The organism is Imbroritus primus (assembly GCF_964332355.1).
GTDB lineage: Bacteria > Pseudomonadota > Gammaproteobacteria > Burkholderiales > Burkholderiaceae > Imbroritus > Imbroritus primus.
In genome coordinates this window covers 17,254-32,390 of the sequence record NZ_OZ201293.1, presented here as the reverse complement: position 1 = coordinate 32,390, position 15,137 = coordinate 17,254, and the positions used below count along the sequence as shown (strand labels likewise).

Sequence of the window (15,137 nt, the reverse complement as noted above, 5' to 3'; positions counted from 1 at the left end):
ACAATGTCAACTGCGCCGACCATGCGCGTCCTGTCCGTTGCCCGTGGACAATGCGCACCGCTTGCCCATGCCGGCGTCCGCCCAGGAACGGACGCACCGGTGCTGTCGGCTATCCGCAAGCTACCCTGCAGCACCCTCGCGCAGCCGCTGGCCATCGCCATTACGCCGCTGGGCGTCAGTGGCGACGAGCAGGCTGACCTCGAGAAGCACGGTGGTCCGCTCAAGGCGGTCTATGCCTATCCCGCCGAGCATTATGGCTGGTGGGAAACGACCCGCGCAGATGCCGGCGTTTCGGCAGGTGCCCCGCTGGCATACGGCGAGCTTGGCGAAAACCTGACGCTCGAAGGCCTGCTGGAAGGTGCGCTGTGGGTTGGTGACACCCTCTTGATCGGCAACTGCATCCTGCGCGTGGAGTCGCCCCGGCGACCGTGTTACAAATTCAATGCCGTGCTGGGCTACCGCCAAGCGGCCCGCGACCTGCTGGTCAGCGGCCGTTCCGGTGTCTACCTGAGCGTGCAGCAGCCGGGCGAGATTCGTGCCGGCGACACCGTGTGCCTGACGCCTGGTCCGCGCCAGACACCACTCGGTGAGATCAACCGCCAGCGTTTTGCGGAGCGCCGGCACGAACTTTTCTGATGTCCTCCGGCTCTCATTCGAGGCGCGTCCGCCGGGGCGCGCATGGCATGACAGCTGGACGGCTGCGTTAACAACAAGTGTTGGGGTATTGAGCATGGTTGAGGGGAAGGGCCGACGTCGCGTGTGGACTGCCATCGGAGCGTTGCTGCTGGCCGGTGCCGGTTGGTGGCTCTACCAGACCTTTTTCGCAGGCGGCAAGAGTGCCCGCGAGCCAGCCGCTGTCGCGGTCACCATCGCCGAGGCGCAGCGCAAGGATGTGCGCATCGAACTTACCGCCAACGGCACCGTCACCGCGCTCTCCACCGTCGAGGTCCGGCCTCAGATCTCCAGTGTGGTGCGTGAGGTGCATGTCCGTGAAGGACAAATGGTCAAGCCCGGCGACCTGCTGTTCACGCTCGACACACGCATGGACGAAGCCAATCTGGCGCAGGCCCGCGCCACGCTGGCACAGAACCAGGCCGACCTGGCAGATGCACGCCGCCAGCTGGCGCGCAGCGAAGACCTGCTCAAGCGCAATTTCATCTCCGCTAGCGCAGTCGACACGGCCCGCGCCAAGGTCGCCAACCTCGAAGGCCTGATCAGCGCCAACCGCGCCTCCATCGAAGCCAATCGCGTAAGCGTGAGCTACGGCACCCTGCGCGCCACCATCGCCGGCCGCACCGGCGCGGTCACCGCTTTCCCCGGCTCGCTGGTGCAGCCCGGCGGGGCGGCCCTGCTGACCATCGCCCAGATCGACCCCGTCGCCGTCAGTTTCACCCTGCCGGAACGCGAACTCGCCGCCCTGCAGCAAGCCCTGCGCAGCGGCCCGGTCGACGTCTCGGCCGCACCCAACGACGGCCTGCCGGACACCATCCAGGGCAAGGTCACCTTCGTCGACAACACTGTCAACCCGCAGCTCGGCACCCTGCTGCTGAAAGCCCAGTTCGACAATGCGCAGCAGCGGCTCTGGCCCGGCACCTACGTCAATATCCACATCTCCGTGCGGACGCTGCGCGATGTCATCGTCGTGCCGCCCCATGCCGTGCTGACCGGGCCGGACAACCGGCTGGTCTACAGCGTCGATAATGACCACAAGGTGCACGCCAACAAGGTCAAGCTCGTTGCGGTCACGCCGGAGGCTGCCGTGGTCGAAGGTATCCAGCCCGGCACACGCGTGGTCGTAGAGGGCGCGCAGAACCTGCGGCCCGGCATGACGGTGCGTGAATCGCCCATGCAGCCGGCATCCACCCCCGCCACCAACGGCGCCCAGGGTGAGGGCGGCGCATGAATCTGTCCGAACTGTGTATCCGCCGTCCGGTGATGACGGTGCTTCTGAGCATCGCCATTGTCGTTACCGGCATCCTGCTCTATCCGACCATCCCCATCGCCGCGCTACCGAGCTACAACTCGCCGGTGATCAACGTCTCCGCCTCGCTGCCGGGCGCCAGTCCGGAAACCATGGCGGCTTCCGTCGCCACGCCGCTGGAGAAACAGTTCTCCACCATCCCCGGGGTGAGCATGATCACCTCGAGCAGCACCCTCGGCAGCACCAGCATCACCATCGAATTCTCCAACGACCGCGACATCGACGCCGCTGCCGTGGACGTGCAAGCCGCTCTGTTCCGAGCGCAGCGCAGCCTGCCGACGGAGATGACCAATCCGCCTTCGTACCGCAAGGTCAACCCGGCTGATCAGGCCGTACTGCTGCTGGCGATCAACTCACCATCGATGAGCCTGTCCGATCTCAGCGCGTATGCCGACAACCTCATCTCGCCAAGCCTCTCCACCCTGCCGGGCGTGGCCCAGGTCTCGGTGTTCGGACAGAAAAAATACGCGGTTCGGGTACGCGTCAAACCCGATGCGCTCGCCGCGCGCGGCATGACGCTCGACGAACTGGCGACCGCATTGCGCGACGCCAACACCAACACCCCGGTCGGCACGCTCGATGGCGATCGCCAGACCATGACCATCCAGGCCAACCGCCAGCTGCCCAATGCCGAGGCATTCGCCCACATCATCGTCAGCAGCCGCAATGGCCAGCCCGTGCGCCTGAGCGACGTGGCCGAGGTGCAGGACAGCGTAGAAGTCATCAAGACCGGCAGCTGGGTCAATGGCGAACGCTCCATCGTGCTCGGCGTGCAGCGGCAGACCGACGCCAACACCGTCGCCGTGGTCGATGCCGTGCTCGCGGAACTGCCGCGCCTGCGCGCGCAGCTTCCCGGCTCGGTTGACCTGCGCGTGCGCAACGACCGCTCGCAGTCGATCCGCGACTCCATCCACGAAGTACAGTTCACCCTGGGCCTCACCGTGGTGCTGGTGGTGATGGTGATTTTTCTGTTCCTGCGGCGCGCCGCGGCTACGCTCATCCCCACGCTCTCGCTACCAATTTCCATCATTGGCACCATCGCGCTGATGAAATGGTTCGGCTACAGCCTGAACAACGTCTCCCTGCTCGGCATCACGCTCGCCGTCGGCCTGGTGGTGGACGACGCCATCGTCATGCTGGAAAACATCGTGCGGCACATCGAGAACGGCATGTCACCGCTGCGCGCCGCACTGGTCGGCTCGCGCGAAGTCGGGTTCACCATCGTCTCGATCTCGCTGTCGCTGGTGGCCGTATTCATTCCAGTGTTCTTCATGCCCGGCGTAATCGGCCTGCTGTTCCACGAATTTGCCGCCGTCGTATCGCTGGCGATTCTCGTCTCCGCCGTCGCCTCGCTGACCGTGGTACCTATGCTGTGCAGCCGCTATCTGCGCGCCGACAACGTACCGGTCGACGACTCGCACCACCACGACGGCACGGCGCCGGCCGCGCATGCCACCCCGGCAGCCGCGCAGAAGCCTTCCCTCGCGCTACGCTCGACCCAATGGTTCGAAGATGGCTTCAAGGCCACGCTGCGCCTCTACACGCGCGGACTCGACTGGTGTCTCGCGCATCGGCGCACGGTACTGGTCGGCGCGCTCGGCACGTTCATCGTCACCGGCCTGCTGTTCGCCGCGATCCCCAAGGGTTTCTTCCCGCAAGAAGACATCGGCCAGATCCGCGCCACCATTGAAGGGCCGCAGGATATCGCCTATCCCGCCATGGTCACCCGCGCCCATGAAGCCGCCGACATCATCCGCAAGCATCCCGCCGTGCGCAGTGTCGTCGTCGCCATTGGCGGCGGCGGCTCCACGGGCAACAACACGGCGCGCATGTTCATCGACCTGAAACCGCATGGCGAACGACCCAAGATGCCGGCCGTGCTCGAATCGATGCGCAAGGAAATGCGCAAGCTCGCCGGGCTGAACGTGTACTTCTCGCCGATCCAGAACCTGCAGCTCGGCGGCCGCCCCAGCAAGAGCCAGTACCAGTACACGCTGCAGAGCGTGCAGGCCGACGCCCTGCAAGGCTGGGCCGACCAGCTCATGAACAAGATGCGCGCCGATCCGGTGTTCCGCGATGTCACCAGCGACGCCCAGCTCTCCGGACTCGAAGCGCAACTGATCATCGACCGCGACAAGGCCAACACGCTCGGTGTCAGCATGGCTGAAGTGCGCACCGCGCTTTACAGCGCGTTTGGTGAACGCCAGGTCTCCACCATCTACGGCCCGAGCGACAGCTACCAGGTCATCCTGCAGGCCAGCGACCCCGATCGCCGCGACGAAAGCGCCTTCGCCAAGATCTACGTCCGCAGCGACGCCGGCGGACTCGTTCCGCTCACCGCCTTCGCCACCTCCGAGCGGCGCGCCGGCCCGGCAGCCGTCAATCACCAGGGACAACTGCAGGCCATTACCGTCGCCTTCAACCTTGCCCCCGGCGCGGCCCTTGGCGATGCCTCCGCCAAGATCGACGCCTTCAAGGCCCAGCTCAGCATGCCCGCCTCCATCATCACCAGCTATGGTGGCGATGCGGCAGTCTTCCAGTCATCGCAAGCCACCCAGATCGTGCTGCTGATCGGCGCCATTGCTGTCATCTATGTGCTGCTTGGCGTCCTGTATGAAAGCTACATCCACCCCATCACGATTCTGGCCGGCCTGCCCTCCGCCGCCATCGGCGCATTGCTCACGCTATTTGCCTTCCGCGTCGAACTGTCGCTCATCGCCGTGATCGGCATCCTCATGCTCATCGGCATCGTCAAGAAGAACGCCATCATGATGATCGACTTCGCACTCGACGCGCAGCGCACCCGGCAAATGCCGCCGGCCGAAGCCATCCGCACCGCCTGCATCCTGCGCTTCCGGCCGATCATGATGACCACGCTCGCCGCCGTCATGGGCGCACTGCCGCTCGCCATCGGCCTCGGCCCCGGCGCCGAACTGCGCCAGCCGCTCGGCCTCGCCGTGGTCGGCGGCCTGATCTTCTCGCAACTGGTCACGCTGTTCATCACACCGATCATCTACCTCGCGCTTGATCGCTTCTCGGGAAATGGTCCGGTGCAGCTGTCGCAGGCGGATCTGGCGGCCGCGCAGACGTCGGCGCATGGGCATTAAGCCTGTCGCCATGAAACAAAAATGCCCGGACATATCCGGGCATTTTTTATGAGGCACGATATTCGGACTCCGAGTGGCTCGCTATCTATCATGTGGCGGCACATCAGAGTGCAGCTGAACAACCGATATGGGCAATCGCCTCAATCTCCAGCAGAATCTCGGGCTTGGCCAGCGATGAGACCTCGACAAGCGTGCAGGCCGGAAAGTCTCCACTGAAGAACTCTTTGCGGGCGCGCCATACTTCGGTGTTGCGGGCAATCCGTGTCACGTAGATGGTCATCTTGACGACATCGTTCATCCGCCCACCGGCTGCCTCGATCAAATCCTCGATTTTCTGGAATATCACCTTCGCCTGCGTATACTCGTCACTGCCCAGAATGACCTCGGGATCGGGTCCGCGCGCCGTCATGCCTGACACATACACGACCTCGCCGACGACCACACAGTTGGACCACAAACCCGGTGGCGGCTCTTTGACCGATGACGCTATGACACGATGTTTGGTATGCACAGAAACTCCTGTTAGGAACGTTGCACCTCATGAAGAAACGCTTCAGTGTGTGAGTACTCTAGTGAGTGCCTGAATACAGCAGTCTGAAACCTTGCTGGAGCACTTTCTCACTCAGTTGATCGACGGCCGATACCTCCCCACTCACATATAACAGAACAGCAACCTCGGGAAAATCTGCAGCTGTCGGCTTGCCATCGTCTTCAATGAAGTTTTCATGCAACAGCACACTTAATTTTTCGTCGGAATATCTAAAGTACTCGCCACCGAAATAGAGACTATCACGCGCCGTGAGAGAAATTTTTGTTGCCCTCTCCAATCTCGCGCGCACTTCAGCTAATACGCCCGCATTCAGTCCAAACACGTTTTCTTTTTCTTTCATTTTTTATCTCGCAATGACATCACGTTGATGGCTTAGGAGACCCGTCTCGACTCGCAAGAACAACTCCCTCGCTTTGACTTGAGAGATGGAAGAGTCGAACAGGGCTACCAACTCCGAAACTACGGAACATCCAAGCGAGATCGATGGTGCCCAGCACATTGGATAGCGTCAACGCTCGCAGCCAACGCATTTACAGTGCTTAACCGAAAGAAATAGTGTTTATGGATTACTTCAAAAGATCGTGCGAGTATTGCTTTCCAAATTCAACCCACCTGTTAGATAACGTTAAAAAAATGCCTGGCCAGCCAATATGAAGCCATCGTGTGGATGATCAGGTGAGATATACGCGCCTCCGGTAGCGATCGGTAGGACGCTGTTACTGACGAGCACCTCGCGGGCGAGACACTTCGCCCGCTTAACCACGGTGCTACAGCGGCGGTCTAGGTGGAGGCAGCGCGCTCTTATGGGGGAAGCCTGCGCCAATCAACCAAACAGCTCTTCCGCCACCGTCGGATGCACCCGCAGCGTGGTACGCAGGTCTGACATGCGCACGCGCAAGCGCATGGCCACGGCAAAGGTCTGGATGATTTCTGGCGCGGCGGCGTCCATGATGTGCACGCCGAGCACGCGGCCGCTGGCGGCGTGCGTGACGAGCTTGATCAGCGATTGCTGGGCGTTGCCTTTGAAACGGTTTTCGAGCGAGACGAAGCGGCGGGCAATCACTTCGATGCGGTCGCGGGAGCCGTATTTTTCGGCGGCAGCCGCTTCGGTGAGGCCAACGGTGCCGAGCGCAGGTTCGCTGAAGACGGCAGTGGGTATCAGGTCGAAATCGACGTCGTTGACGATGTCGTACTTGCCGAACAGGTGCTGGGCCAGGGCGCGGCCCTGCGCGACCGCAATCGGCGTGAGTTGCGGATGCTGGGTGACGTCGCCCACGGCATGGATATGACGGGCGGTGGTGCGGAAATGGCGGCCGACGACGATGGCGCCTTTGTCGTTGACCTGTACGCCGGCCGCTTCCAGACCGAGGCCTTCGGTGGCTGCCTGACGTCCGACGGCGGCGAGTACAGCTTGCGCACGCACGCGATCGGCACGTCCTTCGCAACGGAAGTGGGCTTCGATTGCACCGTTGCCTTGCGAGATTGAATCGACCGTGGCCCCGAAATGAATGCGTACTCCCTGGCTGATGAGCGCGTCGCCAATACCTTGTGCCAGATCGTGATCGAAATTGGCGAGCAGCGCGGCGGAACGCACGAGCATTTCCACTTTGACGCCGAAGCGCGCGAGGATGGATGCCTGCTCGACAGCGATGTAGCCACCGCCGATGATGATGATGGACTTGGGCAGCGTCTGCCATGTGAAGATGTCGTCGGAGGTACTGGCGAGCTGTGCCCCTGGGATGGTCAGCGTGCGCGGCCGGGCACCGGTGGCGATGACGATGTTGCGGGCCTGGAGCCGGACGTCGGCCAATTGCACCATTCCGCCCTCGCCCAGCACGGCGCTTCCTTCGGCAAGCAGGACGCCGGCGCCTTCGAGGTTTTCGTCGTAGCGTACATGTAGGCGGCCAAGTTCGGCCTGCACGCGCGTCATGGCATCGGACCAGTCTTCGCGCCCGCCCGTGGCGGCGAGGCAGGTGCCAAGCACCTGGGCCCAGCCAGCGCCGTAGGAAAGCAGCTTCTTGGGGACGCAACCGCGATTGACGCAGGTGCCGCCAAGGGCATCGCGTTCGATCAGCAGGGTGCGTGCACCGAGCCGCGCGGCACGCGTGGCTGCCGACAGGCCGCCAGAACCCGCGCCGATGACGATCAGGTCGAATCGCTCGCCGTCGTGCAGCTCAGGCCGGTGAGCCCGGGCCGACAGGCGCGTGGTGGACTGGGCGCGTGTGGCGCGCTTGCGTTCTGCCATCGGAATCCTCCTTGCCGCTTCGCGAACCCTCATGATGCCCTGCCCGGGAAGAAGGGGCAACTTTGCACTGCGAAACACTTATAAGAATTCGCCGCATAGGCATCGGACTCTTCCTCACGTAGCCTTGGTGGGCTCGTCTTTTCCCTGTTTTCGCCCTGTCGAGGTGCCTATGAACGCCCAGCTTCAGGAAGCGGCTGCCCACTACGACGCCGTTCCATATGATTCGCATCCTTACTGGCAATCGAGCCCTGACCTGCTGGGTGCGATTGCCGTGCTGTTTGGCCTGCGTTGCGCCCCGCCCGCCACGGCGCGCGTGCTGGAACTGGGCTGCGCGGCGGGCGGCAACCTGATTCCGCATGCGGCGCGCAATCGGCAAGCGGAGTATGTCGGCATCGACTACTCGCGCGTGCAGATCGAAGAAGGCCGCCAGCGTATCGCGGGGCTCGGTCTCAACAATATTGTCTTGCACCATGCAAGCATCGCCGACCTGCCGGAGGGGCTGGGCACTTTCGATTACATCATCGTGCACGGTGTCTACAGCTGGGTGGCGCCGGACATCCAGGATGCCATCCTGCGCGCGTGCAAGGACTACCTCCGGCCGGACGGCGTGGCCTATGTGAGCTACAACGTGTACCCCGGCTGGAAGACGCGTGAGGTAATGCGCGAGGCGATGCTGTTCCACACGCGCCAGATCGCCGACCCCAGCCAGCGCCTCGGCCATGCCAAGGGCATGGTGGAATACATGCAGCAGATCGCGCGCCCCGGCTCCATGTTCAAGCATGTGGTGGATGCGGAAGCCGAGGCGGTGGCCAATGGCAGCGACTCCTACCTGCTGCACGAGTATCTCGAGGAACACAACCGTCCCTGCTATTTCCGCGAGTTCGCTGGCCGGGCGCTCAATCATGGGCTCGGCTATCTCGGCGACGGCATGCTGGCCTCGATGTTTCCTGCCAACCTCGGGGACGACGCGGCGCAGCGGTTGAACAATGTGGCGCATAACCAGGTCGATCTCGAGCAGTACATGGATTTCCTGAACAACCGCGTATTCCGCCAGACCTTACTGGTACACGCCGATGCGCAGGAGCGCATGCGCCGCGACCTGGGGCGCGAGCAACTGCAGCAACTCGCGTTCTACGCTGGCTTCCACCAGCAGCTGGACGAGCGGGGCGAGCCGGTGACGCCGGCAACATGGCTGGGGCTGTGGGGCGGGACGATCCAGCCAGGGACCGTGCTTCAGCACCGGCTCGTCGAACTGTTCAATGCGGCCTGCCCCGGCAGCCTTTCCGCAGCCACGCTGGAAGCCGAGATGCGCGCCGTGGCGGAACGCGAGGGCCAGTCGCCAGACGCGGCCGAGCAGGAACTCTATATGGTGCTGCGCGCGCTGATCGCGCGTGGCATGGTACGTATCCGCACGCGAGCGCAACAGGTGGCGCGCACGCCGGGTGCGCAGCCGGTGGCGGACTGGCTGGTCCGGCAGGATGCTTCGATGGGGCGTGCGGTCACGACCGGCCCACTGCATGAGCCGACGCCGCTGAATATCGTGGAGTTGCTGGTGTTGCCGCTGCTTGATGGTACGCATGCACGCGCCGCGCTGGTCGATCATCTGGTGACGGCGGAGCGGGAAGAGCGCATCCGTTTCCATGACAACGACCAGAAGCGGCTGACCACGCCGGAGGCCATACGGGCCTGCGCCGAGGAGCATCTCGAGCTGGCGCTGCGGACACTCGCAGGGCGTGGGCTGCTGACAGACTGATCGACGACGAGGCGGCGCTCATGCGGTCGCGGATCGGGGCGGCGAGTTACGCGGTGGCGGGTTGCCTGCGCAAGGCCTGAGACGTGGCGAGGGAATCAACCAGGGTCGCGACGAACCGCGCGCCGTTACCGCGCAAGACGGAGCAGTCAGGATAGAACAGGTGGTCGCCGATGATGCCGCTGAGCGTGGCGTGATAATAGGCGACTGCCACCGGCACATCGAGATCGGCCGGCAGCTGGCCGCGTTCGATGGCGTTGCGGATGGTGCGCTCGGTGCGCGTCATGCTTTCGCGGCACGACTGCTGGAGGCGCGTGAGCATCGGCTCGGTGTCTTCCACAAATTCGCACTTGTGGAACAGGATCTCGAAAATCTTGCGCCATTGCGGGTTGTCGAGCATCTGCTGCAAGAGGTATTCGCCAATGCGGCGCAACTGGGCGACGTAATCGCCATCTTCGACGCGGTCCGGATCGAACATGGCGTCCATGGGCATCTTGATCCGGTCGCACATGGCGGCAAAGAGGTCGGCTTTGTTGCGAAAATGCCAATAGATCGCGCCACGCGTCACCGTCGCCGCATGCGCGATATCGGAGAGCGAGGTGCGTGCAACGCCTCGCTCGTGAAAAACATTTTCGGCGGCATCCAGGATGCGGTTACGCGTTTCCTGGGCCTCTTCCTTGGTTCGCCTGACCATGACTTCTGCAATCCTCCAGGCTTTGCCTGCTTTCCTCGGCCCCTGTCGGTCTCGACGGGGCATTGACAAAATGCGACGGCGACCTCATTTATAAAGCCCCCTTTCGCCGTGATGTCATACATACATCCACGAATGTATATATAATACGCGACACTCGGCGTGCTGTCAGGCCCCGTTCGTTTTTCTGCGCGGTGCGGCGATTTGCGCATACCATGCAGGATTGCCGCGATCCGCCCGCCGCCTTCGTAGCGCACATGCTTCGACTGTCTGAAGCAAATCAGAACCATGCATTCGCCCTCGCAGCGCAGCAATTGCTGCGGGGCGCATCGACTCATCTCGTTATCAGGGGTTATCTATGAGGAAGTCCCGCCGCATCAGCCAGATATCCGCTTCCTTGCTCGTCGTCGCCACGCTCGTGGCCTGCGGTGACAAGAAAGCCGCCGCACCCGCTGGCGGCATGCCGCCGCCGGAAGTGGGCGTCGTCACCGTAACGCCGGGACCGCTTACCGTCTCCACCGAACTGCCCGGCCGCCTGGAAGGCACCCGTACCGCGGAAGTCCGCGCGCGCGTGGAGGGTATCGTCAAGGAGCGCGTCTACCGCGAAGGTTCGGACGTCAAGGCTGGCGCAGTACTGTTCCGCATCGACCCGGCGCCGTTCCAGGCGCAACTGGCCTCGGCCCAGGCCGCGCTGGCACGCGCCCAGGCGACGGCCGCCGCCAGCCGGCAGAAGGCCGAGCGCTATGGCCCGCTGGTAGGCGTGAACGCCATCAGCAAGCAGGAATACGACGAAGCCGTGGCAGCGGCTCGCCAGGCCGATGCGGAAGTCGCAGCGGCCCGCGCCGGCGTGACCACCGCGCAGCTGAACCTCGGCTACGCCACCGTCACCGCGCCGATCTCCGGCCGCGTGGGCCGTGCGCTGGTGACCGAAGGCGCACTGGTCGGCCGTGGCGAAGCCACGCCGCTGGCGACGGTGGAACAGGTCGACCCGATGCGGGTCACCTTCACCCAGCCGGCAGATGAGGTGTTCAAGCTCAAGGCGGCTGTAGAAGCCGGCCGGCTCAAGGGCGTAAGCGGCAAGGAAGCCGCCGTGACGCTGCTGCGCGGCGATGGCAGCGAATATCCACACCAAGGCAAGTTGCTGTTCTCCGACATGGCGGTCGACCCGACCAGCGGCGCCATCACGCTGCGGGCCGAGTTTCCCAATCCCAAGCGTGAGCTGCTGTCAGGGGTGTTCGTGCGTGTCCGCGTGAACCAGGCGGTCAACGAGCATGGCATCACGGTTCCCCAACGCGCGCTGATGCGCAGCGGCCAGGGCGCGTCGGTGATGGTCGTCGGTGCCGATGGCAACGTCGCTTCGGTCCCCGTGCAGGTCGGTGTCGCACGGGGCGACCAGTGGGTCATCAACAGTGGGCTGAAGGGTGGTGAACAGGTGATCGTGGAAGGCCTGCAGAAGGTCAAGCCGGGCGCACCGGCCAAGGCGGTGCCGTTTGCCCCGAAGGCCCCGGCCGGCGCGCAGCCCGCCTCGGCGCCCGCGGCAGCCCCCGCCAGCGCGGCGGCTCCGGCCTCCGCACCGGCCGCAGAACCGGCCTCCCAGGCCGCCAGCCAGGCACAAGGCTAATCATAAGGAGCCAGTCAGATGGCAAAGTTTTTTATCGACCGCCCGGTGTTCGCCTGGGTGCTCGCGCTGATCATCATGCTGGGGGGTCTGTTGTCGATCCGCAGCTTGCCGATCGCGCAGTACCCGAACATCGCGCCGCCCACGGTGTCGATCACCAGCACCTATCCGGGCGCGTCCGCCAAGACGGTGGAAGACTCGATCACCTCGGTGATCGAACAGGAGCTGAATGGCGTACCCGGCCTGCTGTACTACAACTCCACGAGTGAATCGAACGGCGTCTCGTCGATTACCGTGGCGTTCCAGCCGGGCACCAACGTCGACCTCGCCGCAGTGGAGGTGCAAAACCGCGTCAAGCGCGTGGAGGCGCGCCTGCCGGAAGAAGTCCGCCAGCAGGGCGTGCGCGTGGACAAGGCCGGCAACAACTACATGATGTTCATCACGCTGTCCTCGAAGTCAGGGAACAGCAGCGCGATCGACCTCGGCAACTATATTTCGTCGAGCGTCATCGACAGCATCCGCCGTGTGCCGGGTGTCGGCCAGGCTGACATGTTCGGCACCGAGTACGCCATGCGGATCTGGCTTGATCCGGCCAAGCTGACCGGTTTCAACCTGACGCCGGTGGACGTGACCAATGCCATCTCCGAGCAGAACGTGCAGGTGGCCGTGGGTGAACTGGGCGGCACGCCGTCGCCGAAGGGCACGGCGCTCAACGCCTCGGTGACCACCGAAAGCCGCCTGTCGACGCCGGAGCAGTTCGGCAATGTGCTGCTGCGCGTGAACCCGGATGGCTCGTCGGTCCGCGTGCGCGATGTGGCGCGCGTGGAGCTGGGCGGGCAGGACTACTCGACGCTGGCCTACACCAATGGCAAGCCGTCGGCGGCGATCGCCATCAAGCTGTCGCCGACCGGCAACGCGCTGGCCACCGCCAAGGCGGTGCGCGCCAAGATCGAGGAACTGTCCAAGTCCTTCCCCGAGGACTTCCAGTACAACGTGCCGTACGACACCTCGGCCTTCGTGCAGATCTCCATCGAGGAAGTGGTCAAGACCCTGGTCGAGGCCATCATCCTGGTGTTCCTGGTGATGTACCTGTTCCTGCAGAACTTGCGGTCCACGCTGATTCCGACCATCGTGGTGCCGGTCGCGCTGCTGGGGACGCTGGGCACGATGCTGGCGTTCGGCTTCTCGATCAACGTGCTGACCATGTTCGGCATGGTGCTCGCCATCGGTATTCTGGTGGACGATGCCATCGTGGTGGTGGAGAACGTCGAGCGGATCATGAGCGAGGAGGGCCTGTCGCCACGCGACGCGACCCGCAAGGCCATGGGCCAGATTACCGGCGCCATCGTTGGTATCACGCTGGTGCTGACCGCGGTGTTCATCCCGATGGCGTTCTTCTCCGGCTCGGTGGGCAACATTTATCGCCAGTTCTCGCTGTCGCTGATCGCCTCGATGGGCTTCTCCGCACTGCTGGCACTCACGCTCACGCCGGCCCTGTGCGCCACCATGCTCAAGCCGGTGGAGAAGGGCCATACGCATGAGAAGAAGGGCTTCTTCGGCTGGTTTAACCGTACCTTCCACACGGGCTCGGTGCGCTACCAGAATACGGTGGCGCGCATCCTGCCGAAGTCCGGCCGCTTCCTGGCGGCATTCGCCGTGATCATCGGCCTGGTGGTGGTGCTGTTCATGCGCCTGCCGTCGAGCTTCCTGCCCGAGGAAGATCAGGGCTACCTGATCACCGTGATCCAGCTACCGCAGAATGCGCCGCAGGAACGGACGCTGGAAGTTCTGCGCCAGGTCGAGAAACACTTCCTGGAAGATGAGAAGGACGCCGTGTCGCAGATGGTGACAGTGGCCGGCTTCAGCTTCTTCGGTCGCGGCCAGAACGGCGGTATCGCCTTCGTGCTGCTGAAGGACTGGAAAGAACGCAAGGCGGAGAACCTGAAGGTGCAGGCCGTGGTCGGACGCGCCTTCGGTGCACTGTCGCAGATCAAGGACGCCGTGATCTTCCCGCTGAACCCGCCGCCGATTCCGGAACTGGGCAACTCGTCCGGCTTCGACTTCCGCCTGCAGGACCGTGCCGGCCTGGGTCATGAAAAGCTGACCGAGGCACGCAACATGGTGCTCGGCATGGCCGCCAAGTACCCGGTGCTGAGTGGTGTACGTCCGGAAGGCCAGGAAGACGTGCCGCAGCTGCAGATCGATATCGACCGTGAGAAGGCCCGCACGCTGGGTATTTCGCTGGCCGACATCAACCGCACCATCTCGATCGCGTTCGGTTCTTCGTATGTGAACGACTTCCTCCACGACGGCCGCGTGCGCCGCGTGATCGTGCAGGCTGACGGCAGCGACCGTCAGATCCCGAGCGATCTCGACCAGCTACGCGTGCGCAATGCCAATGGGCAGATGGTGGCGCTCTCGGCGTTCTCCACGTCCAAGTGGATCATCGGTTCGCCCCGTCTGGAACGCTACAACGGCGTACCGTCGGTGAAGATCGCCGGCGCGGCCGCACCCGGACGCAGTACCGGCGAAGCCATGGAAGCGATGGAAGAAATCGCCTCCAAGCTGCCACCGGGCTTCGGCTTCGAGTGGTCGGGACAGTCGTATGAAGAACGCCTGTCGGGCGCCCAGGCGCCGGCGCTGTACGCGCTGTCGATCCTGATCGTGTTCCTGTGTCTCGCAGCCCTGTACGAAAGCTGGTCGATCCCGGTGGCAGTGCTGCTGGTGGTGCCGCTCGGCGTACTTGGCGCGGTGCTCGGTGCAACGCTGCGCGGCATGCCCAACGACGTGTACTTCAAGGTGGGGCTGATCGCCACCATCGGCTTGTCCGCGAAGAACGCGATTCTGATCATCGAGTTCGCCAAGGATCTGCAGGCGGAGGGCATGAGTCTGATCGACGCCACGCTGGAAGCGGTAAAGCTGCGGTTCCGGCCGATCCTGATGACCTCGATCGCATTTATCCTCGGTGTGCTGCCGCTGGTCATTGCCTCCGGTGCGGGTTCGGCGGCGCAGCGCGCCATCGGTACCGGCGTGATGGGCGGCATGATCACGGCCACCGTGCTGGCGATCTTCTTCGTCCCGGTCTTCTTCTATGTCGTGCGCCGCATCTTCAAGGGCAGCGAACGGCAGCGCAAGTTCTACCAGGAGCATGGCGTCCATGCCCATGAACATGCGCAACCCAAGGAGGGCAATTGA

The 15,137-nt window shown here is 63.8% G+C and carries 10 protein-coding genes; 6 read left to right on the top strand and 4 right to left on the bottom strand.

The window, feature by feature from the left end; genetic code table 11:
• The first annotated feature begins 3 nt into the window (after positions 1 to 3).
• The 3 genes from ACQ3C8_RS00125 (at position 4) to ACQ3C8_RS00115 (ending at position 5,088) form a co-directional block, all read left to right on the top strand.
• Positions 4 to 636: an MOSC domain-containing protein gene (locus ACQ3C8_RS00125; protein WP_428852020.1), complete on the top strand. Its 633-nt coding sequence runs from the start codon at positions 4 to 6 to the stop codon at positions 634 to 636.
• Between the two features lie 94 nt (positions 637 to 730).
• Positions 731 to 1,903, top strand: a complete 1,173-nt coding sequence (locus tag ACQ3C8_RS00120; protein ID WP_428852019.1) for an efflux RND transporter periplasmic adaptor subunit — start codon at positions 731 to 733, stop codon at positions 1,901 to 1,903.
• Entirely contained in the window at positions 1,900 to 5,088 is a 3,189-nt protein-coding gene (locus ACQ3C8_RS00115) for an efflux RND transporter permease subunit (protein WP_428852018.1), read from the top strand. The genes ACQ3C8_RS00120 and ACQ3C8_RS00115 overlap by 4 nt, the downstream gene beginning before the upstream one ends.
• 103 nt (positions 5,089 to 5,191) lie before the next feature.
• Here the strand turns inward: ACQ3C8_RS00115 and ACQ3C8_RS00110 are convergent, their stop codons facing one another.
• From ACQ3C8_RS00110 to ACQ3C8_RS00100, 3 genes are all read right to left on the bottom strand, one after another.
• Positions 5,192 to 5,599 (bottom strand): RidA family protein, encoded by a 408-nt coding sequence (locus ACQ3C8_RS00110; protein ID WP_428852017.1) that lies wholly within the window; start codon positions 5,597 to 5,599, stop codon positions 5,192 to 5,194.
• 58 nt (positions 5,600 to 5,657) lie between these two features.
• The gene (locus ACQ3C8_RS00105) at positions 5,658 to 5,978 is read right to left on the bottom strand and encodes a hypothetical protein (RefSeq protein WP_428852016.1); all 321 of its coding nucleotides are present in this window, start codon (positions 5,976 to 5,978) and stop codon (positions 5,658 to 5,660) included.
• 483 nt (positions 5,979 to 6,461) lie between these two features.
• The gene (locus tag ACQ3C8_RS00100; RefSeq protein WP_428852015.1) at positions 6,462 to 7,883 is read right to left on the bottom strand and encodes an FAD-dependent oxidoreductase; all 1,422 of its coding nucleotides are present in this window, start codon (positions 7,881 to 7,883) and stop codon (positions 6,462 to 6,464) included.
• 169 nt (positions 7,884 to 8,052) lie between these two features.
• On the opposite strand from ACQ3C8_RS00100, the gene ACQ3C8_RS00095 reads away from it, so the two are divergent.
• Positions 8,053 to 9,636 carry a methyltransferase regulatory domain-containing protein gene (locus tag ACQ3C8_RS00095; protein WP_428852014.1) on the top strand — a complete coding sequence of 528 codons (1,584 nt, stop codon included), beginning with the start codon at positions 8,053 to 8,055 and terminating at the stop codon, positions 9,634 to 9,636.
• Between the two features lie 46 nt (positions 9,637 to 9,682).
• On the opposite strand, the gene ACQ3C8_RS00090 is transcribed toward ACQ3C8_RS00095, so the two are convergent.
• The gene (locus ACQ3C8_RS00090) at positions 9,683 to 10,327 is read right to left on the bottom strand and encodes a TetR family transcriptional regulator (protein ID WP_428852013.1); all 645 of its coding nucleotides are present in this window, start codon (positions 10,325 to 10,327) and stop codon (positions 9,683 to 9,685) included.
• Between the two features lie 355 nt (positions 10,328 to 10,682).
• Here ACQ3C8_RS00090 and ACQ3C8_RS00085 point away from each other — a divergent pair, with 355 nt between their 5' ends.
• Positions 10,683 to 11,945, top strand: a complete 1,263-nt coding sequence (locus ACQ3C8_RS00085; protein ID WP_428852012.1) for an efflux RND transporter periplasmic adaptor subunit — start codon at positions 10,683 to 10,685, stop codon at positions 11,943 to 11,945.
• Between the two features lie 18 nt (positions 11,946 to 11,963).
• On the top strand, positions 11,964 to 15,137 hold the full coding sequence (locus ACQ3C8_RS00080) for an efflux RND transporter permease subunit (RefSeq protein WP_009520765.1): 3,174 nt from the start codon (positions 11,964 to 11,966) through the stop codon (positions 15,135 to 15,137).